The sequence below is a fragment of the Pseudomonas saliphila genome, from assembly GCF_008638345.1.
In the GTDB taxonomy this organism is placed as follows: domain Bacteria; phylum Pseudomonadota; class Gammaproteobacteria; order Pseudomonadales; family Pseudomonadaceae; genus Halopseudomonas; species Halopseudomonas saliphila.
In genome coordinates this window covers 124,295-145,878 of sequence record NZ_VTVA01000008.1, presented here as the reverse complement: position 1 = coordinate 145,878, position 21,584 = coordinate 124,295, and the positions used below count along the sequence as shown (strand labels likewise).

The window sequence follows — 21,584 nt, the reverse complement described above, 5'->3', positions numbered from 1 at the left end:
AGTCGCCACATTACCACTCACACATGACGCTGCGTATGCACATAGGCACTGGTTGCTGGCGAGAGAATGTGGATAATGCGCCTCACATTTCCATGCCTGTCCCGTTGACCGGCGCGGACTTCTGCCACGCAATACTATGCCCGGATCAACCAAGATGTCTGATTACAAAGCGCGTTTTATCTTGTTGGGATTGTTGGCTTCGGCTCCTGCATTGGCCACAGACCAGGCTGATGCACGGGGCTTCGTCGAAGGCAGCAGCCTGGATCTCTTCCTGCGTAATGGCTATATCAGCCGCGATTACAAGCAGGGCAATCAGGACAAGGCCGAATGGGGGCAGGGCGCTGTGGCCTCGTTCAGCTCGGGCTTTACCCAGGGGACCGTGGGTTTCGGCGTAGATGCCTTTGGCGCGTATGGGTTGCGTCTGGATAGCGGCAACGGCCGCGCGGGTGCGCCCGGCATCGACTTCTTCATGGTCGACGACAACGGCGATATCGAGCACGACGTTGCCCGCGCTGGCGCTGCGCTGAAGGCGCGCGTCGCCAATACGGTCATTACCTACGGCGAGCAGCGCCCGACACTGCCAGTGCTGAGCCATGACAACTCCCGGTTGCTGCCGGAGTCGTTCACCGGCACCCTGATTACCTCGCAGGAAATTGATGGGCTGGTGCTGCATGCGGGCCGCTTTACGGGGCAGTCACGCAAGAGCGATGAAGGGCGTGACAGCAGTGAGCTGAAATCGATTGATGTGCTCGGCGGCAGCTATCAATTCAATAACACTATCAGCGCTGCGCTCTATGGCTCGGACGTTGAAGATGTCCTGAAGCGTCAGTATGTAAACCTGAACTATGTGCGTCCGCTGAATGAGGGGGATTCGCTGACGCTGGACTTCGGCGGTTACCGCACCAATCAGGAGGAGCAATTCGACCCTGAGGAGCGCAAGAATCGCATCTGGAGTCTGGCGGCTACCTACGCCACCGGGCCGCATGATTTCACCCTGGCCTATCAGCGCAGCAGCGGTGACGTGGGCTACAACTACGGTTTCTATCAGAGCGAAGGCTGGGTCGGTGATGGCGGCACCAGCATCTGGCTGGCCAACTCCTACTGGTCGGACTTCAACAACGAAGACGAACGCTCCTGGCAGTTGGCCTACGGTGTGGATTTCGCTGAGTACGGTGTGCCGGGCCTGAGCTACAAGGTCGCCTACATTCGCGGCACGGATATCAAGCTGGCTGAGGCGGGCAGAGGCACCGAGCGGGAAGTCTTCAACCAGCTGCAGTATGTGGTGCAGAGCGGCGCGGCCAAAGACCTGAGCGTGCGCCTGCGCAGTTCGGCGCTGCGCGTATCCAGCAACGCCCGCGCTGCAATCAGCGAAGGTAACGAAGTCCGCGTGTTTGTTGACTTCCCGCTGAATATTCTCTGAGCGTAAGGGTCAGACGGCTCGCAATGAGCCGTCGATTTATTTGATTCTCTGGTTAGGGCCGCTCCCATACCTCGATATGGTTGCGGCGCGCGACGTTGTAACCGCGTTCGCCCGGCAGCGCCTGTTCCAGACCAAAGCGGTGCAGGTAGGCCTGCACCGCGCTTTGCTCTGAGTCGCTTGCCTGTGCCAAAACCTGGTCCGCACGCCGCAGGATATACATCGAATAGGGCGCCACGCCGGAGGTGATCGGCGCGCCCCGAAAGGTCGTCTCAACCTGTCCCACATGGCGCTGGTGGGCTTTGCTCGCCACAGGCTGGCCATCTTCTGGCTGATGCTCGGCTATCAAGGCATCCATGCACTCGTACTTGGCGGTCAGCTCCGGAAAGATCTCCTCGGCAACATGTTCGAGCAGCGGCTCCAGGGTGGTGGGAATGGCATCGGCTGCGATGAAATCAGTGCCATAACCGGGGAAGTCCGGCGTATCCAGACCGGGCGCCGTCATTCGCTCTACCCAGCGGAACACGTTGGGCGAGCGGCGCTTCATCAGGTCGGACGGCACGGGATCGCGACCCAGGTGAGCGAACATCGGACCAATAAGCCCGTAATCCGCCACGCTTGGCCGGCCGCCGAACAGGAAGGGATGCTGCGCAAAATGCGCGTCGAGAATGTCCAGCAGATTTTCAAAGGAGCGTTCAATCAGCGGTACGGTGTCGGCATTGATGCCCAGCGCGGGCAGATAGGATTGCATCCGCGCCATGATCGCTTCGGCGCGCGCGGCATCACTGCCGGTAGCGAAAGCGTGGCGCAGAAAAACGTCCTGCTGTCCGAGATAGGACCAGCGATAGTGCATGGCATGGCGCAACATCGCCTGGTACCCGTAGTACTGCAGGATGATCGACAGTACTGACTGCAGTGACCCCTCGGGGTAGGCCGGGTACGGCACGCCCTGGTGCTCGAAATGGTCGATGATGTCGAGGCTGTCTTGAATGATCTCGCCGTCCGGTGTTTCCAGCACAGGGACAATGCTGCGCTTGATGGTCGGCAGAATCCACTCGACAAAATCGGCGTGGGCGGGCGGCAACTCCAGGTAGGCGATGCCCTGCGTGCGCAGGTAGCTGCGGGCTATGCCGGTATAAAGCGAGTGGGGCAGGCCGTAAAGCACGTTGACTGAAGAGCTGACGGACATCGATATCTCCTTGTGAGGTGGGCAGGCGCTGTCAGCGATTGTGCCAGCTTTGCCGAGCGGCGCCTGCCACCCACAATGATTGGCGATTAAAGCGTGAATGCCATCACATTGTGTCCGCCAACTTCAAGCCGATGATTCCTGCCAATATGAGTGCAAGGCTGATCACTCGCCCGAGCGTTATCGGCTCAGCGAACAGGAACACACCGAGCAGCGCGGAGCCAATCACGCCGATCCCGACCCACACGGCATAGGCGGTCCCCAGGGGCAGGGTTTTCATCGCAACTGACAGCAAGCCGAAACTCACTATCATGGCGAGCAGGGTGCCGATACTCGGCCACAGCCGGGTGAAACCTTCGGTGTATTTCAACCCCACCGCCCATACGACTTCCAGCAGCCCTGCGAGAAACAGTAGAATCCAACTCATTGCGATACCAGAACAACGTGCGGGGTCGTCCCCGTTGACGAATGCTGCAACGGGGTCGTCCCCGCTGCAGACTGGACTGAAAGAATGGTATCAGATGGGCGTCAGGCGAAAACTGCTAGCTCGCGTCGTCCGCGTTGGCGGCGTCGAGTTTGTCCTGGGTGCGGGTATCAAAGTCGCTGGCGTCATGGCGCTCCGCAAGCTGCTCCTCAGGTTCACCCCAGGTGCGGTTGACCATGCGTCCGCGTTTGACCGCAGGCCGCTGGCTAATGGCTTCGGCCCAGCGCAGCACATTTTTATACGTGTCTGCCTGCAGAAACTCGGCGGCCTCGTAGACCTGATTCATCACCAGGGCGCCATACCAGGGCCAGATAGCCATATCAGCGATGCTGTATTCATCCCCGGCGATGTATTGCCGGTCGGCCAGCTGACGATCGAGCACGTCTAGCTGCCGCTTCACTTCCATGGTGTAGCGATTGATCGGGTACTCGTATTTCTCGGGTGCGTAAGCATAAAAGTGCCCGAAGCCGCCGCCCAGCAGCGGGGCGGCGCCCATCTGCCAGAAGAGCCAGGACAGGCATTCCGTCCGCCCGGCCACATCCTGTGGAATAAAAGCGCCGAATTTTTCAGCGAGATACAGCAGGATCGATCCCGATTCGAATATGCGGATCGGCGGGTTGCTGCTGTTATCCAGCATTGCCGGGATCTTGGAGTTGGGGTTGATGCTGACGAAGCCGCTGCTGAACTGGTCGCCCTCGGTGATTCTGATCAGATGGGCATCATATTCAGCACCCTGGTGTCCGGCTGCGAGCAGCTCCTCAAGCAGAATGGTTACCTTTATGCCATTGGGAGTAGCCAGCGAGTAGAGCTGTAGCGGGTGCTTGCCGACGGGCAAGGTCTTTTCATGTGTCGGCCCGGCGGATGGGCGATTGATGTTGGCAAATTTGCCGCCATTCTCGGCGTCCCATTTCCAGACTCTGGGCGGTGTGTAGATTGCGTCAGTCATGAGCGATGCCTTTTTACTGTGCCAGGTTTGACCTGGATTTGACCTGATCGGGTTGGAAGAACTTCAAGACTAGCTCAGATTGGCTGTCCCCTTCACCTGCACCAGCGCGATAAACACCACCGCTGCGTTCCATCGTTTGCAACGATGTGTCGCGCTAATGAGAGTTACTCTCAAATGAGAAAGATAATATTATGCGTTCCGATCAAGCGGTCATGTCCGACGCTTGATCTGGCTGCGGGCTGTTCAGGCTGTTCGCGACGATCACCGTGAGGTTCAAGGAGTTTTTCTTATATGGCCAAATTCAAACGACACAGGCTGGCTTGCAGTCTGGCTTTAGCCTCGATGGGTAGCTTTGTGCAGGCGCAGGAGACCATCGCGCTACAGCCAACGACCGTAGTGAGCGCGGCAGGTTACGAGCAGAACATCGCGAACGCGCCGGCCAGTATCTCTGTGATTACCCGCGAACAGCTGGAAAAGCAGTCATACACTGATGTCGATGATGCCGTGAAGAACATCCCCGGGGTCTACGTGACAGGCGGCGGCAACATGCAGGATGTCAGCATTCGCGGCATGTCCTCTTCCTACACTATGTATCTGGTCGATGGGCGGCCGATTTCGGCTGGTCGCTCGGTCAACACCAATGGCAGCGACGGTGGCAAGCAGATCGGTTTGCCCCCGCTTTCGATGATCGAACGTATTGAGGTGGTACGGGGACCAATGTCCTCGCTATACGGTTCGGAAGCCATGGGCGGCGTGATCAATATCATCACGCGCAAGGGCGGCGATACCTGGGCCGGTACGGTTTCCGGCGAATACACCCACTCGATGAACGATCTCAGTGAAGATGCCTGGCTGGGCAACTTCTACGCAAGCGGGGCGCTGATCCCCGGTCTGCTGGGTGCCAAGGTCAACGGCTCTCAGTCAGTCACCGACGAGAGCAGGTTTCAGGGGCTGGATGACAGCGCGGCGAGCACCCCCGATGGCAAGCGCCAGCAGGGCGGGATCGAGCTGTACCTGACCCCCAACGAGCAGAACCGTTTCTCGGCCAGTTACCAGGCCGCACGGCTGGACGAGACGCACCACGCGGGTGTCAGCATCGCGGCCGACGCGACAGAAAGCACGACAGAGTTCGATAAGGACGTCTATGTGCTGGCCCATGATGGACTGTACGGGAATCTCCGCACCAACACGTTCCTGCAGCATGACGTATCCGAGCGGGTGCAGGATGCGACCAAAAAAGAAGAGGTCACCACGTTCAACACCCAGGCGAACTATTTTCTGGGATCGCATGTACTCACCGTTGGCGGTCAGTACAAATACGAGGACTTCGTCGATCAAACCAACGGGCTGCTGACATCCAATGTGCCGGGCGCCGTGGAGAGTGTGGACCGCTGGCTCGCTGCGCTTTTCGTCGAGATGGAGTGGGGCGTTACCGACGACCTGGCAGTGACCACCGGTTTGCGCTACAACGATGACGAGCTCTTCGGCGGATACCTGTCGCCGCGAATTTACGCCGTCTACCAGTCGACCCCCAATCTGACACTGAAAGGTGGCGTCTCCACGGGTTACAAGCAGCCCGGGCTGGCGGAGGCTACTGAAGGCTTTGGTCGTGGTACCGGTGGCGGTGGTTCACCTGCTCCCCACCCGCGCGCATTGATCATCGGCAACCCAGAGCTGGACCCCGAAAGCAGCACCAACTATGAGGTGGGTTTCAACTATGACAATGCCGAGCTGGGCTTCAAGACCAGCCTCATGGTCTTCCATACCCAATACAAGGACAAGATTGCCGAAGACCGTTTCTGTGTAACCGACGCCGACGGCTCGGGCGATAACCGCAATAATGTCGCGGCCTGGTCTTGCGGCTTTGCTGGTACCGACTACTACTTTCTCAGCACCCGTACCAACGTCGACGAAGCTATCATGCAAGGCGTCGAGTTGACCGTTGATTACGCACTGCATCCCTCGGTATGGCTATCCAGCAGCTACACCTATACCGACTCCGAGCAGAAGACCGGCGAGTTCAAGGGTGATCCGCTGAACAAGCAGCCCAAGCATATGGCCAATGCCTTGCTTGACTGGACGGTGACGCCCAGATGGAATGCCTGGCTGCAGGGCAACTATCGCAGCGAGACGTCGGAGTACCTGAGCCGCACCAGCATGTCGGATGGCACGCCAGGCTACGGTTTCGTCGACGCCGGTGTGGTGTACAAGGCAACTGATAGGCTGGGCGTCAAGGCCGGCCTGTACAACATAGGCAACAAGGAAGTCACCAGCGAAGAGTATGGTGCCGTGTTGGACGGACGTCGTTTGGTGGTCGGTTTGACCATGGATTTCTGAACCTGACTCTGCGATGCGGCGGCCCGAATTTTTTCGGGCCTTTGGTCGTTCTCTCCTGATTTACTCTATTGCCCCGCAATACCCGCCATCAGTGTTTGCAGATCCCTCGTATCTGACCGAGCCTGTTCGACGTCCACACGCTGATTTTTCGTAAGAAAGTGAGCGCAGTGCTGGCTGCTTAACGTGCCTGCTTGGCATTTCCCGACTTGACCCTGGCTGACCCGCCAAATCTGTGAAGGCGTCCCGCTGGATGCGGTGGATTTCACGGATAATTCGTCGAACGAACATTCAGCTCAGCGTGATCCTCGGATCGAATTTCAGTGGCTGTTGGTTGTCTTCGGTGCGCAAATCAAACGAAGGTTGAACATATGAAGCCGATCTATCCGGTGCTGGCGGTTGGCGCCATCTTTCTGGGGACTGCTTACTGGATGGCGCAAACGGATGAAGCGCCGCTGGATGAGCAGGTTGCTGAACAGGCGTCCGTTTCAACGGACGCCATGTACGACGCTGCTGCCCGGTCCGCACAGCAGCGTTCCCAGGCGCAGAACCGGCAGATTGCCGATGCTACCGGCCAAACAGCCGCCGAAGACAGCGCCATGACCGATGCAGACCAGTTGCCGGAAGAGCAATTGACCGAGTTGAATCCAGACTATCCGACTATGGCGATGCGTTTGCATGAAATGTCAGCGCGTCGCGATGGGCGGGCGTTTGACTCGGCTCAGGTGCGGGACGCCCTGTCTGCATCCGCTGCCTGGAACGCTAGCGACGACGCAGGCGCAGGGCTTGATCTGAGCGACGAAGAACGCAACGACGGTCGCGAATTCATTGAGTTCAAGCGCATGAAACTGGAGACGCTGGTCGCTGGCGACACCCTCGAGCTACCGATCAGCCAGAGCGGGCAGATCTACCAGGCAGAGATTACCCAGGCGCTGGCCAACAGTGACGGCAGCGTCACCTGGCACGGCAAACTGGTTGATGAGTTGGGCGCCGTGACCGACGAATCCGGTTCGGCGTATGACGTTACCTTTACTTCCGGCCAGCGGATGGCCTCAGGCGGCATGTTTACGCCAGAAGGCCATTTCGTCATCGAAGCAGTAGGCGAACAGGGCTGGATTGCCAACGCATCCACGCTGTTCAAGTTCGATGAGAACGAACCGGATTACGTGATTCCGGACGATCTCGACACCCACTCTTCCAATAACAAGCTGGATAACCGCACCCATGATTAAACGTCTCGGGCATTACCTTAAATTTGGCGTCTCCGCTCTGGTATTCAGTAGCGCAGCCCACACCGCCCATGCTGCGCAGATTGATCTCCTCGTGCTGTATGACGATTACAGCGCATCCAGAATGCAGGGCGAACCGGCCGTCGTCATGCAGGCCTGGCAGGATCAGATCAACACCATGTACCGCAACAGCCAGGTCGATCTGCAGCTGCGTATCGTCGGGGTCGAGCGCAATGATTTCGCCTCCGGTGACATGAGTCAGGCACTCACTGATGTTGCCCGGTCATCCGCCGTCGCTCAGATCCGCGACCGCGTGGGGGCGGATTTTGTCACCCAGATCCATCAGTCCGGCAATTGTGGTGTGGGCTATCTTGCAGTTCATCCCAGCTATGCCTTCAACGTCGTGGGTGCCGGATGCGGCCCGGCAGCGCTGGCGCATGAGTTGGGCCATAACATGGGGCTGTTGCATTCGAGAGCCCAGGGCGATACTGCAGGGGTGGAGTTCCGCTACGGTCTGGGCCATGGCGTGAACGGAGCGTTTGGCACGCTGATGACCTACGAGTGGTATTACCGGGCGAGCAAGATGTCGGTCTTTTCCAATCCGCGTACACAGTGCCGGGGCTACCCCTGTGGCGTCGAGGCCGGAGCCAGGGATGAAGCAGACGCCACCAGGGCAATCAATAATGTGAAGGACAGGCTGGTTGCTTTCCGTCCGACCAAGGTGGGCGGGCCTGCGCCGGATCCTGATCCCACAGTACCCACTGACCCAAACGAGCCTACTGACCCAACGGAACCCACTGATCCAGGCGCAACCGTGCAGAACGGTAACTACCTGATCAAGGTCGCCGCCAATGGACGCTGTCTGAACGTCAACAACTCCCGCTGGGGCATGAGCGATGTCGTGCAATGGTCCTGTACTCAGGCGACCAATCAGCAGTGGACCCTGACGCAATTGGAAGGTGACTTCGTCAAACTGGCCAGCACCGGCACCCAGGGTTGTCTGAACGTTGTGGCGAGCAGCACGCGAGCAGGGGCAAATGTCATCGCGTATAGATGCTCGGTGCGGGAAAGTCAGCAATGGCAGCTCAAGCAGCTGGACGAAGGGCAGTTCCAGGTGACGGCGCGACACAGTGGTCTTTGCCTCGATGCCGGGACTAATGCCAATGGCAGCAGCCTGACTCAGACAAGCTGTAACGGATCCGCCAGCCAGCGATTCAGTTTTAGCGGGATGTAAGGTTGCGTCCAGTTGAGGATCAAGCCTCACCATTGGTGAGGCTTTTTTGTATTTGATAGAGTCACCCCGCGCGCGCAGGTGTTCAGGGTGCTCAGGGGCAGTCGGGCTGGATCAGTCCAATTGCAGCCCGCTAGGCTGTATGTGGTTTCGTTCAGGTTCAGTTAAGCACGGCCTCTTATTCTGTGAACGTCAAAACCAACCACAGGAACTGAACCATGAAAACCCTCACTACCTTGATCGTTGCCGCTTCCCTGACCCTGGGCGCAAACCTTGCGCTAGCCAAGGATATCGGGCCGGACCAAGCGCTGAAACTGCGCGATGCAGGTACTATCCAATCCTTTGAAAAGCTCAACGAGGCAGCCCTGGCCAAGCACCCTGGTGCCCAGATCGAGGATACTGAACTGGATGAAGAAAATGGCCAGTACTTCTATGATGTGGAATTGCGCGATGAACAAGGTGTGCAATGGGATCTGGAACTCGATGCCAAGACCGGCGAAGTGCTGAAGGACCATCAGGACGACTAAATGCGGCTAATCACTCTTTCCATGCTCCCCTTGGCCATGTTGCTCGCCGCCACGCCAGCGGCAAGCCGTGACCTGGATCAGGATGAAGCCCTGCAGCTACGCCGTGACGGCTTGATTCTGCCGCTGGAGAGTATTCTGCAGCGCGTTTCGGAGTCGTATCCGGGCGCGCGCCTGCTTGAAGCGGAGCTGGAAGAGGATGACGGCGTGTATATCTATGAAATCGAACTGCTCACGGTCAAGGGCGTGGCCCGTGAGTTGGAATTCAACGCCCGGGACGGTCGTGTGCTTCAGGACGAGGAAGACTGATGCGGCTGTTACTGGTCGAAGATAACGTGCCGCTGGCCGATGAGCTGCTGGCCAGTCTCAGTCGCCAGGGTTATGCCACGGACTGGCTGGCCGACGGCCGTGACGCCGATTATCAGGGCAGCAGCGAACCTTACGACCTCATCATTCTCGACCTCGGCTTGCCTGGCAAACCGGGGCTTGAGGTATTGCGCGATTGGCGTGCGCGTGGTTTGGCAACGCCGGTACTGATCCTCACCGCGCGGGGTTCCTGGGCCGAGCGAATCGAGGGCCTGAAGGCCGGCGCGGATGATTATCTGACTAAACCCTTTCATCCCGAGGAGCTGCTGTTACGCATTCAGGGACTGTTGCGGCGAGCCCATGGCCTGGCTAACCAGCCATTGTTACAGGCTGGCGGGCTGGAGCTGGATGAATCGCGGCAGCTATGCCGCAAGCAGGACCAGGAGATCGAATTGACTGCGGGTGAGTTCCGTCTGCTGCGTTACTTCATGCTGCATCCGGGGCAACTGCTGTCGAAATCGCAGTTGGCCGAGCATCTATACGATGGCGAAACCGAGCGCGACTCCAACGTCATCGAAGTTCATATCAACCGCCTGCGCGGCAAGCTTGGCCGTGAGCTGTTCGAAACCCGTCGCGGTCAGGGTTATCGGTTTGGCGGCGCCGCTTGAGGTCCATACAGCGCAGCCTGAGTCTCGGACTGGTAGCGGCTCTGGTCATTCTGAGTCTGCTTTTGCTGCAAACCAGTCTCTGGCTGTTCGAGGCCGGTTTGCGCCGCACCCTGGCAACCGATCTGCGCGACGAAACTGAAGGGTTGCTGATAGCCCTGGTGCCGGGGGGCGATGGCGTGCAGCTCGATGCGCAGCGAATCAATCCACGTTATCAGCGTGCCTTTTCCGGTCATTACTTTCGTATCGACGTGGCTGATCGCACCTGGCGTTCACGCTCGTTATGGGACGTCGATCCCGCATGGCCAAGCAGTGCGGGGCTGAGTGATGGGCTTATCGATGGCCCACAGAGTCAGCGTTTGATGGCGTATCGCGCGGAGTATCAGCGTGATGGCGAGATCATCCACATCAGCGTGGCGCAGGATTACACCCCGGTACTCGATAGCTTCGCCCAGGTGCGGCTGGGCGGCTTTGGGCTGGTCTTGTTGTTTGTACTGATTCTGGTACTGCTCCAGCGTTACGCGGTGAAGGCTGCGCTGCGGCCGCTGGAGCAGGCGCGTCAGCAGGTCGCTCAATTGCAGCAGGGCCAGCGTCAGCAGCTGGAGGTCAGGGCACCGGTTGAGCTGCAACCGCTGATTGAACAGATCAACCACTTGCTGTCGCACACTGACAATACGCTGAAGCGATCGCGTCATGCGCTGGGCAACCTCGGCCACGCACTGAAGACACCCCTTGCGGTGCTGGGCAGCCTGGTCCAGCGGGAGGAGCTGTCCGCCCATCCGGTGCTACGCAGACGTCTGAAGGAACAACTGAGCCAGATTCAACATAGGGTCAGCCGTGAACTGACCCGTGCGCGCCTGGCCGGTGACGTATTGCCTGGTGCGCATTTCGATTGCGCAGCCGAGCTGCCACCACTGCTGGATACCCTGCGTATGATCCATCAACGTGACATTGCGCTGCGCTGGACGGCGCCACCGGCGTGTCGACTGCCCTGGGACCGTGAAGACATGCTGGAGTTGCTCGGCAATCTGCTGGATAACGCCTGCAAATGGGCGCGCTCGGCAGTCACGCTGACGATCGCGGAGGAGGCTGACGGCTACCGGCTGCTGATCGAAGACGATGGCCCCGGCATCGAGTTTGCCGAGCGGGCTCGGGTACTGGAGCGCGGAACCCGACTGGATCAGCATGTCGATGGGCAGGGCTTGGGGTTGGGTATCGTGCGCGACATTCTGGCCGCCTGGCATGGCGAACTGTCACTCGGTACCAGCGCGCTGGGTGGCCTGTCAGTTCATATCCGGCTGCCGCGGAGCCAACCGGCGCTGGGATGAATCCAGCTTCAGGCATCTGGCGTACCCATAAAAAATCCCGGCACTAAGGCCGGGATTCTTGTACTACCGCAAGCGGATCAGCAGCCGTGTTTCGCTTTGAACTCGCGGCGGCGACGGTGCAGGACCGGCTCGGTGTAGCCGTTAGGCTGCTTGGTGCCCTCGATGCACAGCTCGACTGCCGCCTGGAAGGCAACGCTGTTGTCGAAATCAGGCGCCATCGCCTTGTAGGCCGGGTCGCTGTCGTTCTGACGGTCCACTACAGCAGCCATGCGCTGCATGGTTTCCAGAACCTGTTCCTCGGTGCAGATGCCGTGACGCAGCCAGTTGGCAATGTGCTGACTGGAGATACGCAGGGTAGCGCGGTCTTCCATCAGGCCGATGTCACTGATATCCGGAACCTTGGAGCAACCCACACCCTGGTCAATCCAGCGCACAACGTAGCCGAGGATGCCCTGGGCATTGTTGTCCAGTTCCTGCTGGATTTCTTCGGCAGACCAGTTGGTGTTGGTGGCCAAAGGCAGGGTCAGGATGTCATCGATCGATGCTGGCGTGCGGCTGGCCAGCTCGGCCTGACGCTCTGCGACGTTGACCTTGTGGTAATGCAAGGCGTGCAGCGTGGCCGCAGTCGGGGATGGCACCCATGCAGTGTTCGCGCCCGCCATAGGGTGGCCGATTTTCTGCTCAAGCATTGCTGCCATCAGATCAGGCATGGCCCACATGCCCTTGCCGATTTGTGCGCGGCCCTTGAGACCGGTTGCCAGACCGACGTCGACGTTGTTGTTTTCGTAGGCGCCAATCCACTTGGCCGCCTTCATTTCGCCTTTGCGCACCATCGCGCCGGCTTCCATGGAGGTATGGATCTCATCACCGGTGCGGTCGAGGAAGCCGGTGTTGATGAAGGCAACGCGCTCGCTGGCGGCCTTGATGCAGGCTTTCAGGTTCAGCGAGGTGCGACGCTCCTCGTCCATGATGCCGACTTTCAGGGTGTTGCGCTTCAGGCCGAGCAGGTCTTCGACGCGGCTGAACAGCTCGGTGGCGAAGGCGACTTCTTCAGGTCCGTGCATCTTCGGTTTGACGATGTAGACGGAGCCGGTGCGGGTGTTGCGGCGGGCAGTGTTGCCATTGAGATTATGGACGGCGATCAGGCTGGTAATCGCGGCGTCCATGATGCCCTCAGGTACTTCATTGCCGTCCTTGTCGAGGATCGCATCGTTGGTCATCAGGTGGCCAACGTTGCGCACGAACAGCAACGACCGCCCGTGCAGGCTCAGGCTGGAGCCATCTGCGCCGGTATATTCGCGATCCGGATTCATGGTGCGGGTGAAGGAGCTGCCGCCCTTGGACACGTGCTCGGCCAGGTCGCCCTTCATCAGGCCCAGCCAGTTACGGTAGACCAGAGTCTTGTCTTCGGCATCGACGGCGGCGATGGAGTCTTCGCAGTCCATGATGGTCGTCAGCGCGGCTTCCATCAGTATGTCTTTGACACCCGCCGGATCAGTCTGGCCAACATTGCTGGTGGGGTCGATCTGGATCTCGAAATGCAGGCCGTTGTGCTTGCACAACACCCCTTTGGGGGATTCAGGCGCACCCTGGAAGCCGACAAACTGTGCGGCATCCTTTAGGCCGGTCTGACTGCCATCTTTGAGTTTTACCGCCAATTGACCGTCGGTGACGACATACTCGACGGAATCGACGTGTGAACCTTTGGCCAGCGGGGCTGCCTCATCGAGGAATGCGCGCGCGAAGGCAATGACCTTGTTACCTCGGATCTCGTTGTAGCCCGGACCTTTGGTGGCGCCATCTTCTTCGGAGATTGCATCGGTACCGTACAGCGCATCGTACAGCGAGCCCCAGCGGGCGTTTGCCGCATTCAGCGCAAAACGTGCATTGGTGACCGGTACGACCAGCTGCGGGCCGGCCAGACGAGCAATTTCCTCGTCAACGTTTTCGGTCGTGGCGCTGAAGTCTTCAGGCTCTGGCAATAGATAACCGATTTCCTGCAGGAACGCCTTGTAGGCGACCGGATCGTGCGCCTGACCGGCGCGCTGGTTGTGCCAGGCATCGATCTGGGTCTGGAAATCATCGCGTTTGGCGAGTAGGGCCTTGTTGATCGGCGCCAGGTCTGTAATCAGCTTCTCGAAACCGGACCAGAAGACGTCGGCATCGACACCGGTGCCCGGGATGGCCTGCTGATTGACGAAGTCGTGGAGTATTTTAGCAACCTGTAAGTTGCCGACTTGGACGCGTTCAGTCATGGAAAACCCTCACTCTGCAGACAACCTGCGCAAACACGCAGGACGTGGAATTTGGAGAGGCAGCATGTTACACGATGACAGGTTGCAAATCATGCCCGGCACGTGGAATTCTAACGTGCTGCCCAAAGGGCTCTGTGTTCGAACTTAGGCGTATCATGACGGAATGTTAATGGATCATGCTTTTCTCGATTTGCTGATCGAAGGCCTGCCGGAGCTTGAGCCGGGCAGGCCATCGGATGCGGCTGCGCTTAAGTATGCTGGTTACTATGGCATCGATTTCAGTCGGCATGTCGAACAGCACCTCGGCAAGGTGCACGCTGACGGGTTTGATCTGGCAGTTCAGATGTGGCGACCGCCGCAGGCGAAAGGCACGCTGGTCATCCTGCATGGGTATTACGACCACATGGGCCTGTACCGGCATCTGATTCGGTGGGCGCTGGGGCACAAGTTGGCCGTGCTCGCCTTCGATTTGCCGGGACACGGCCTGTCCAGCGGTGACAGAGCGAGCATTGATTGCTTTCTGCGTTACCAGAAGGCGCTGGATGGGGTGCTGCAGCGCGCTGCGGAGTGGAACTTGCCGGGGCCCTGGCATTTTCTCGGGCAGAGCACCGGTGGTGCGATACTGATAGACCGCTTGCTGCACGGTGAGATGCCGACCGAGACGGGCGAAAGTATCCTGATGGCCCCGTTGGTTCGCCCGCGCCAATGGGGGATGTCGCAGATGAGCCTCAAGTTGCTTGGCGGTTTTATCCAGCAGCTAGGCAGGCGTTTTACCGACAATTCCAATGATCCGGATTTTCTCGCATTCATCCGCGAGCGCGATCCGCTTCAGGCGCAAATACTGCCGGTTGCCTGGGTTCAGGCGCTGGAGAAATGGATTCCGCGCATTGAGTCAGCTACACCTTCCTCGCACCGTCCGCTGATTATTCAGGGTCAGGCAGATGGCACTGTGGATTGGCAGCACAATATCAAGGTTCTGCAGGAAAAGTTCGATGCCCCTGACCTGCTCTACCTGCCCAAGGCCCGGCATCACCTTGCCAATGAAGGCAAGGCGCTGCGCAAGGAATATCTGGACTGGCTGAGCGACCGACTGGGCTACTGATACAGTCCCTGTGCTGGTCTGAGCCCGATAGCGTCGGCGCTCAGGGATTCAGCGCGTCGCGTACGGCCAGTTCCACCGCACTATAAAACAGCTTGCCATGCTCCGACTCGCTCCACTTGATCAATCCCGCCAGTTCTTCGTCGCTCAGGTCGCGATAGACGTGCGCCAAGGTCGACGGAAGATTGGGCTGCATCTGGTTGCGAAGGTCGCCGCGACGGCTGGTGACCACCGATTCCGGGATCTGCATCAGACCACCGAGAAAGCTGTTAGCGCTGGCAGCTGCCAGACTGGCGAGTGATAGCGAGACTTCAACGCCAATGTCCAGCGCTGGCAATAGTTCGCTCAGTCGTTCGACCTGCGCGCGTCGCTCGGGGCTCAACTGGAGTGCCGGCAAGCCGCGTTGCATGGCAACGATCGAGGCGGGTGAGGTGGCGCGTGTTTCGGCATTGACGACTGCCCGGCCCAGCACGCTGTCATAAAAGGCCAGCGCCTGACTCTGATCCTCGTCCTGAAGGGTCAGTGCCAAGCGTGCCAGGGCGCGATCGTGCATGCCCTTGGGGGCAAAACGCAGATTGCTGTGGGTAACCAGGGTTTCATATACGCTCGCCGGAAGCTGCTGGGCGTAACGCTGCTGCGCCGCCTTGAGAGCAAACTGGAAGTGCTCCTGGTGCTGATTCATGCCCGAGGCCTGATACAGCGCTGCGGTCGAGCCCGGGGCAGCGTTGGCGGGCAGGGTATGAAGCAACAGGCTAGCCAGAACGGTCAGAATCAGGGTGTGCAGAGCAGTCAGGCGCATTGATGTCTCAATAGTGGGGATGGCGAAGTAGTGTCCGCTGGAGTCGCGAGCTTGTCGAGCTCCAGTGTTGGTTGACCTGGTAGCGATCGTTACGAAATATAAACAGAGTCTGGTGATCGGGCTACAATGACGTCGATCCTGTTCCGGATCGATTCTGTCCAGCCGACCGGCTGACTCCAAGGTTCTTATTGAGTAAACCATCGATGTCCGAGTTCCCCGTGGCGGTATCCAGCTGCTTTGAGCAGGTGGCCGACGATCTGGCGGCCAAAGGCTGGTCGGTTCAGTCGGCGGTGTTCCCCGCCGAGCTGGTCGCAGCGCTGGGGCAGGCCTGTCGTCAGATGTGGGAAAACGATGCACTGACCCCGGCGGCTATCGGTCAGGGATCGGATCTGGCGGTGGTGCCGGAAATCCGCGGCGATTACACCCGTTGGCTGGATGACTGCTCACCCCAGGCATGCCAGGACGCGTATTTGCAGTGTCTTGAGCAGTTGCGCGTAACGCTCAATCGCGCTCTGTTTCTCGGGCTCGACAGCTTTGAAACGCATTTCGCCTTGTATCCCCCCGGTGCCGGTTACAGCAAGCACCTGGATCGTTTCAAGAACAACCCCCTGCGCATGGTGTCAGTGGTGGCTTATCTCAACCAGCACTGGCAGCCAGGCGATGGTGGCGAGTTGCGTATGCATCTCAAGGACGGCGTGGTCGACATAGCGCCGATCGGCGGTACGCTGGTGGTGTTCATGAGCGACCGCATACTGCATGAGGTGCTTGAGGCGCATAAGGAACGCGCCAGCCTGGTTGGCTGGTTTCGCCGCCGCCCGCTTAATCCATTGCTGCGCTAGCATTTGATGATGGAAAGCCTGATGGACAAGATACTCGTCAGCAGTTGCCTGCTCGGTCAACCGGTTCGCTACGATGGCGGCGCTGGCGGGCCGTTCACCCTGCTGCAACGCTGGCAGGCTGAGGGGCGAGTAATGGCTGTGTGCCCGGAAGTGGTCGGCGGATTACCGACGCCGCGTCCGCCTGCGGAAATACCCGGCGGACAGGGTGCAGCCGTGCTCGCAGGCGAGCTGAAGGTGCGGACCGTGACCGGGCATGACGTGACCCCCGAATTTCTGCGCGGTGCGCAACGGGCGTTACAGCTGGTGGAACAACACGGCATTCGATTCGCCGTTCTCAAGGCGCGCAGTCCCTCCTGCGGTAACCATGAAAACTACGACGGTACATTCACCGGACGCAAGGTAGCGGGTGAAGGGGTGACAGCGGCGGCATTGAGGCAGGCGGGGGTGCGGGTGTTCAACGAGGACGAGCTGGAGCAACTGGCAGCGCTGCTGGATGTAGCAGCCAACTGAACAGGCGGCAGGATTGCCCCGCCGCCCAATTCAATCCGATCGCTCAGAACAAGACGCGGCTGCGAATGGTGCCCTTGACCTGCAGGATCTTCTCCAGAGCCAGGTCGGAATAGGCAGCATCGACGTCGATCACCACATATCCCACTTTCTCGTTGGTCTGCAGGAACTGACCGCAGATGTTGATGCCATTCTCGGCGAACACCCGGTTGATCTCGCTCATTACGCCGGGCACGTTCTGGTGGATATGCAACAAACGGTGCTTGCCAGGATGCGACGGCAGGGCGACTTCCGGAAAGTTGACCGAGGTGATGGAGGTGCCGTTGTCGCTATAACGCACCAGCTTCTCCGCCACTTCCAGACCAATATTGGCCTGCGCTTCCATGGTGGAGCCGCCGACGTGTGGCGTCAGCAGGCAATTGTCGAATTCGCGTAGCGGCGAGATGAACTCGTCGTTGTTGGAGCGGGGCTCGACCGGGAAGACGTCGATGGCGGCGCCGTTGAGATGCTTGTCAGCCAGCGCAGCCGCCAGGGCCTCAATGTCGACTACGGTGCCGCGCGCGGCGTTGATCAGGATCCCGCCTTTCTTCATTGCGCGGATTTCCTTCTCACCGATCATCCACTTGGTCGCGGCAGTTTCCGGAACATGCAGGGTCACGATGTCTGCTTCGCCGAGCAATTCGGTCAACGAGCCAACCTGATTGGCGTTGCCCAGCGGCAGCTTGGTGACCACATCATAGAAAATCACCTGCATGCCCAGCCCTTCGGCGAGGACGGACAGCTGCGTACCAATGGAGCCGTAGCCGATGATGCCCAGCTTCTTGCCACGGATTTCGAAGGAGTTGGTCGCGCTTTTCAGCCAGCCGCCGCGGTGGGCAACTGCGTTCTTCTCAGGCACGCCGCGCAGCAACAGGATGGCTTCGGCCAGTACCAGTTCGGCCACCGAACGGGTGTTGGAGTAGGGCGCATTGAATACGGCGATGCCGCGCTCACGGGCGGCGTCAAGGTCAACCTGGTTGGTGCCAATGCAGAAACACCCAACGGCGATCAGTTTGTTGGCATGACGGAACACATCTTCGGTCAACTGGCTGCGTGAGCGGATGCCGACAAAGTGCGCGTCAGCAATCGCTTCCTTGAGCTGCTCATCAGGCAGCGAGCCAGCGTGATAATCGATGTTGGTGTAACCGGCTGCCTTTAGCGTGTCGACGGCAGTCTGGTGCACACCCTCGAGGAGCAGAAACTTGATCTTGCTTTTGTCCAGCGAGGTGATGGCCATGGTGTAAATGTTTCCCGTAGTACTGATGAAATGAGCCGGGAGCGCTTTGCGGCTTGGTGGCCGACAGAAGTGTCCTGTGTTGGAAGCCGCGTATGCTAGCATAATCTCCTTTTTTTGATGCCGGTCGCTGCGTGAAATCTATTCCTGCGCAGCATGAATTTCGTTTGAGAGCAGCCATGACCCCTGAAGCCGTGATCGATACCCTGAAGACCCTGGTTGAGCCTGACAAGGTGCGTGTTGATGCCGAAACCTTGAATAACTGGGGCAAGGACTGGACCAAGCATTTCGAGCCAGCGCCGTTGGCCGTAGTGTTTCCCCGGACCGTTGAACAGGTGCAGGCGCTGGTGCGTTTCGCCAACGAGCAGAAGCTGGCGCTGGTGCCCTCGGGCGGTCGCACCGGGTTATCGGCCGCGGCTGTGGCGGCCAATGGTGAGATCGTGGTGTCCTTCGATTACATGAACCAGATCCTCGCTTTCAACGAGTTCGACCGCTCGGTGGTCTGCCAGCCGGGCGTGGTCACCGCGCAGCTTCAGCAGTTCGCGGAAGATAAAGGCTTGTACTACCCGGTGGATTTCGCCTCGGCCGGCTCCAGCCAGATCGGCGGCAATATCGGTACCAATGCCGGCGGCATCAAGGTGATTCGTTATGGCATGACCCGCAACTGGGTCGCCGGGCTGAAAGTCGTGACCGGCACCGGCGAGCTGCTTGAGTTGAACAAGGACCTGATCAAGAACGCCACCGGGTACGACCTGCGGCAGTTGTTTATCGGTGCCGAGGGCACACTGGGCTTTGTGGTCGAGGCGACCATGCGTCTGGAGCGTGCGCCACGCAATCTGACGGCGATGGTACTGGGCACAGCGGATTTCGATTCGATCATGCCAGTCCTGCATGCCTTTCAGGGCAAGCTCGATCTGACGGCATTCGAGTTTTTCTCCGACAAGGCGATGGCCAAGGTCCTGGCGCGCGGTGATGTGCCGGCGCCCTTCGATACCCAGTGCCCCTTCTATGCGCTACTCGAGTTCGAGGCGATCAGCGAAGAGATCGCCACCCAGGCACTGGAAACCTTCGAGCATTGCGTCGAGCAGGGCTGGGTGCTGGATGGCGTGATGAGCCAGAGCGAGCAACAACTGCAGAACCTGTGGAAGCTCCGCGAGTTTATCTCCGAAACCATTGCCCACTGGACACCTTACAAGAACGACATTTCGGTCACTGTCGGCCAGGTGCCGGCGTTCCTGCACGATATCGACAACATCGTCGGTGAGCATTATCCGGACTTCGAAATCGTCTGGTTCGGCCATATTGGTGACGGTAATCTGCACTTGAATATCCTCAAACCCGAGAGCCTGTCCAAGGACGACTTCTTTGCCCGCTGTGCGACGGTCAATAAATGGGTGTTCGAGATCGTGCAGAAATATAACGGCTCGATCTCCGCCGAGCACGGTGTTGGCATGACCAAACGCGATTATCTGACCTATAGTCGCAGTGAAGCGGAAATCGCGGTCATGAAGTCGATCAAGGCAGTGTTCGACCCGAATGGCATCATGAACCCGGGCAAGATCTTCGCTGTTTGAGCCAGTTTCAGTCCAGGCTTGTTAGCAGCAGGCCCTTATAATGCAGGAATCATCCCATGCCATATCAGCACGCTTATCTTGACGGGACGCCCCTTGATCTTCCGGTAGGCAAGGTGGTTTGCGTCGGTCGCAACTATGCCGAGCATGCCCGCGAACTGAACAACCCGGTTCCAACCGAGCCTCTGCTGTTCATCAAGCCGGCTACCGCCGTGGTGCCCTTGACTGATGACGTAGTGCTGTCGCCTCGGCGCGGTCCTGTGCATTACGAAACCGAGATAGCCCTGCTGATCGGCGAAACGCTGAGTGGCGATGTCAGCGAAGATCAGGCTGCGGCGGCCATCTGCGGTATTGGTCTGGCACTGGATCTCACCCTGCGTGAATTGCAGGACCAGCTCAAGGCCAAGTCACATCCCTGGGAACGGGCCAAGGCATTCGACGGAGCGTGCCCCTTATCGAGCTTTGTTGCGCCTGCGGGTCTGATGTTTACCGACATTCCGCTGCAGCTGAAGATCAACGGCGAGGTACGTCAGCAGGGCAACAGCGCTGAGATGATCACGCCAATTCTCACCCTGTTGCGGCAGATCGCCGAGGTATTCACCCTGCAGCCCGGCGACGTGGTGATCACCGGTACGCCCGCAGGTGTGGGCGTGTTAAACCCGGGGGATCAGCTGGAGCTGTCGATTCCGGGTGTGCTTGAGCAATCGACGCGGGTAGTCGGATAGCCTTTCGCGGTTTTCAGCTCAGTCTTTCTTGAGGGTTTTTACGCCGTCACTGGTGCCCAGCAACAGGATGTCCGCAGGGCGCGCGGCGAACAAACCACTGCATACCACGCCGACAATAGCGTTGAGCTTTTCTTCGAGCCCGCGCGGATCAACGATCTGCATGTTGTGCACGTCGAGTATCACGTTGCCGTTATCGGTCACCACCCCTTCGCGGTAGACAGGGTCGCCGCCGAGTCTGACGATTTCCCGGGCAACATGACTGCGGGCCATGGGGATGACTTCAACCGGTAATGGAAATGCTCCCAGCGTGGTGACCAGCTTGCTGTCATCCGCTATGCAGACGAAGGTGCGTGCCACCGCAGCGACGATTTTCTCGCGGGTCAGTGCTGCGCCGCCGCCCTTGATCAGTTCCAGATGTTTGTTGGCTTCGTCAGCGCCGTCGACGTAGTAATCGAGGCTGGCGACGCTATTGAGGTCGTAAACCGGAATGCCGTGGCTTTTCAGGCGCTCGGCAGTGGCCTCGGAGCTGGCCACGGCGCCATCGAAGTAGGCCTTGTGTTTGGCCAGCGCATCGATGAAGTGGTTGGCGGTGGAGCCGGTGCCGACGCCGATGACGCTCTTGTCTTCCAGGTTGGGTCGCAGCAAATCCACCGCCGCTTGGGCAACCGCTTGTTTGAGTTCGTCCTGGGTCATGCCGCGTTCTCCGAAATTCAGCGAATAGACCGCCGATTATACGGACTCTTGGTGGACGCCGTGTAGGGGCGCGGCAGCGCATTTGCATTAAGCGGGCGGGGTGTGCCGCCGTACACCGCTTGCGACCAGAGCGCGTCAGACCCTAAACTGCCCGATTCCATTCAACTCAACAA

General features: G+C 59.1%; 20 protein-coding genes. 13 read left to right on the top strand and 7 right to left on the bottom strand.

The features are described from left to right. Positions 1–154 precede the first annotated feature (154 nt). Complete coding sequence (locus FHK95_RS10990; protein WP_150304663.1) at positions 155–1,420, top strand: OprD family porin; 1,266 nt, start codon at positions 155–157, stop codon at positions 1,418–1,420. A gap of 52 nt (positions 1,421–1,472) precedes the next feature. Here FHK95_RS10990 and FHK95_RS10985 read toward each other — a convergent pair whose 3' ends face one another. The 3 genes from FHK95_RS10985 to yghU form a co-directional block, all read right to left on the bottom strand. After that, positions 1,473–2,606 (bottom strand): glutathione S-transferase family protein, encoded by a 1,134-nt coding sequence (locus FHK95_RS10985; protein ID WP_150304661.1) that lies wholly within the window; start codon positions 2,604–2,606, stop codon positions 1,473–1,475. 103 nt (positions 2,607–2,709) lie between these two features. Further along, the gene (gene sugE, locus FHK95_RS10980; protein ID WP_150304660.1) at positions 2,710–3,030 is read right to left on the bottom strand and encodes a quaternary ammonium compound efflux SMR transporter SugE; all 321 of its coding nucleotides are present in this window, start codon (positions 3,028–3,030) and stop codon (positions 2,710–2,712) included. Positions 3,031–3,145: 115 nt separating this feature from the next. Beyond that, a complete protein-coding gene (yghU, locus tag FHK95_RS10975) occupies positions 3,146–4,033 on the bottom strand; it encodes a glutathione-dependent disulfide-bond oxidoreductase (RefSeq protein WP_150304659.1) in 888 nt (295 codons plus the stop codon). Between the two features lie 291 nt (positions 4,034–4,324). Here yghU and FHK95_RS10970 point away from each other — a divergent pair, with 291 nt between their 5' ends. The 7 genes from FHK95_RS10970 (at position 4,325) to FHK95_RS10940 (ending at position 11,650) form a co-directional block, all read left to right on the top strand. Further along, positions 4,325–6,370 (top strand): TonB-dependent receptor domain-containing protein, encoded by a 2,046-nt coding sequence (locus FHK95_RS10970; protein WP_150304658.1) that lies wholly within the window; start codon positions 4,325–4,327, stop codon positions 6,368–6,370. 368 nt (positions 6,371–6,738) lie between these two features. Next, positions 6,739–7,599 (top strand): hypothetical protein, encoded by an 861-nt coding sequence (locus FHK95_RS10965; protein WP_150304657.1) that lies wholly within the window; start codon positions 6,739–6,741, stop codon positions 7,597–7,599. Further along, positions 7,592–8,830, top strand: a complete 1,239-nt coding sequence (locus FHK95_RS10960; protein WP_150304656.1) for an RICIN domain-containing protein — start codon at positions 7,592–7,594, stop codon at positions 8,828–8,830. Before FHK95_RS10965 ends, FHK95_RS10960 begins: the two co-directional genes overlap by 8 nt. 215 nt (positions 8,831–9,045) lie before the next feature. Beyond that, a complete protein-coding gene (locus tag FHK95_RS10955) occupies positions 9,046–9,354 on the top strand; it encodes a PepSY domain-containing protein (protein WP_150304655.1) in 309 nt (102 codons plus the stop codon). Next, positions 9,355–9,660 carry a PepSY domain-containing protein gene (locus FHK95_RS10950; protein ID WP_235906766.1) on the top strand — a complete coding sequence of 102 codons (306 nt, stop codon included), beginning with the start codon at positions 9,355–9,357 and terminating at the stop codon, positions 9,658–9,660. Continuing rightward, positions 9,660–10,325 carry a response regulator transcription factor gene (locus FHK95_RS10945; protein WP_150304654.1) on the top strand — a complete coding sequence of 222 codons (666 nt, stop codon included), beginning with the start codon at positions 9,660–9,662 and terminating at the stop codon, positions 10,323–10,325. Before FHK95_RS10950 ends, FHK95_RS10945 begins: the two co-directional genes overlap by 1 nt. Then, entirely contained in the window at positions 10,322–11,650 is a 1,329-nt protein-coding gene (locus FHK95_RS10940; RefSeq protein ID WP_150304653.1) for a sensor histidine kinase, read from the top strand. Before FHK95_RS10945 ends, FHK95_RS10940 begins: the two co-directional genes overlap by 4 nt. A gap of 77 nt (positions 11,651–11,727) precedes the next feature. Here the strand turns inward: FHK95_RS10940 and FHK95_RS10935 are convergent, their stop codons facing one another. Further along, positions 11,728–13,905: a malate synthase G gene (locus tag FHK95_RS10935; RefSeq protein ID WP_150304652.1), complete on the bottom strand. Its 2,178-nt coding sequence runs from the start codon at positions 13,903–13,905 to the stop codon at positions 11,728–11,730. 169 nt (positions 13,906–14,074) lie between these two features. Between FHK95_RS10935 and FHK95_RS10930 the strand changes: the two genes are divergently transcribed. Continuing rightward, positions 14,075–15,007: a phospholipase BipL gene (locus FHK95_RS10930; protein WP_150304651.1), complete on the top strand. Its 933-nt coding sequence runs from the start codon at positions 14,075–14,077 to the stop codon at positions 15,005–15,007. Positions 15,008–15,047: 40 nt separating this feature from the next. On the opposite strand, the gene FHK95_RS10925 is transcribed toward FHK95_RS10930, so the two are convergent. Beyond that, positions 15,048–15,803 carry a DUF2059 domain-containing protein gene (locus FHK95_RS10925; RefSeq protein WP_178114764.1) on the bottom strand — a complete coding sequence of 252 codons (756 nt, stop codon included), beginning with the start codon at positions 15,801–15,803 and terminating at the stop codon, positions 15,048–15,050. Between the two features lie 203 nt (positions 15,804–16,006). On the opposite strand from FHK95_RS10925, the gene FHK95_RS10920 reads away from it, so the two are divergent. Together FHK95_RS10920 and FHK95_RS10915 are read left to right on the top strand one after the other, a co-directional pair. Continuing rightward, a complete protein-coding gene (locus FHK95_RS10920; protein WP_150304649.1) occupies positions 16,007–16,642 on the top strand; it encodes a 2OG-Fe(II) oxygenase in 636 nt (211 codons plus the stop codon). 21 nt (positions 16,643–16,663) lie between these two features. After that, the gene (locus tag FHK95_RS10915; RefSeq protein WP_150304646.1) at positions 16,664–17,152 is read left to right on the top strand and encodes a DUF523 domain-containing protein; all 489 of its coding nucleotides are present in this window, start codon (positions 16,664–16,666) and stop codon (positions 17,150–17,152) included. Positions 17,153–17,195: 43 nt separating this feature from the next. Here the strand turns inward: FHK95_RS10915 and serA are convergent, their stop codons facing one another. Next, entirely contained in the window at positions 17,196–18,425 is a 1,230-nt protein-coding gene (gene serA, locus FHK95_RS10910; protein WP_150304644.1) for a phosphoglycerate dehydrogenase, read from the bottom strand. A 176-nt stretch (positions 18,426–18,601) separates the two neighbouring features. On the opposite strand from serA, the gene FHK95_RS10905 reads away from it, so the two are divergent. Both FHK95_RS10905 and FHK95_RS10900 read left to right on the top strand, forming a co-directional pair. Next, a complete protein-coding gene (locus FHK95_RS10905) occupies positions 18,602–19,996 on the top strand; it encodes an FAD-binding oxidoreductase (RefSeq protein WP_150304642.1) in 1,395 nt (464 codons plus the stop codon). Between the two features lie 56 nt (positions 19,997–20,052). Then, the gene (locus FHK95_RS10900; protein WP_150304640.1) at positions 20,053–20,718 is read left to right on the top strand and encodes a fumarylacetoacetate hydrolase family protein; all 666 of its coding nucleotides are present in this window, start codon (positions 20,053–20,055) and stop codon (positions 20,716–20,718) included. Between the two features lie 18 nt (positions 20,719–20,736). Here FHK95_RS10900 and rpiA read toward each other — a convergent pair whose 3' ends face one another. After that, positions 20,737–21,411 carry a ribose-5-phosphate isomerase RpiA gene (gene rpiA, locus FHK95_RS10895; RefSeq protein WP_150304639.1) on the bottom strand — a complete coding sequence of 225 codons (675 nt, stop codon included), beginning with the start codon at positions 21,409–21,411 and terminating at the stop codon, positions 20,737–20,739. Positions 21,412–21,584: the final 173 nt, after the last annotated feature.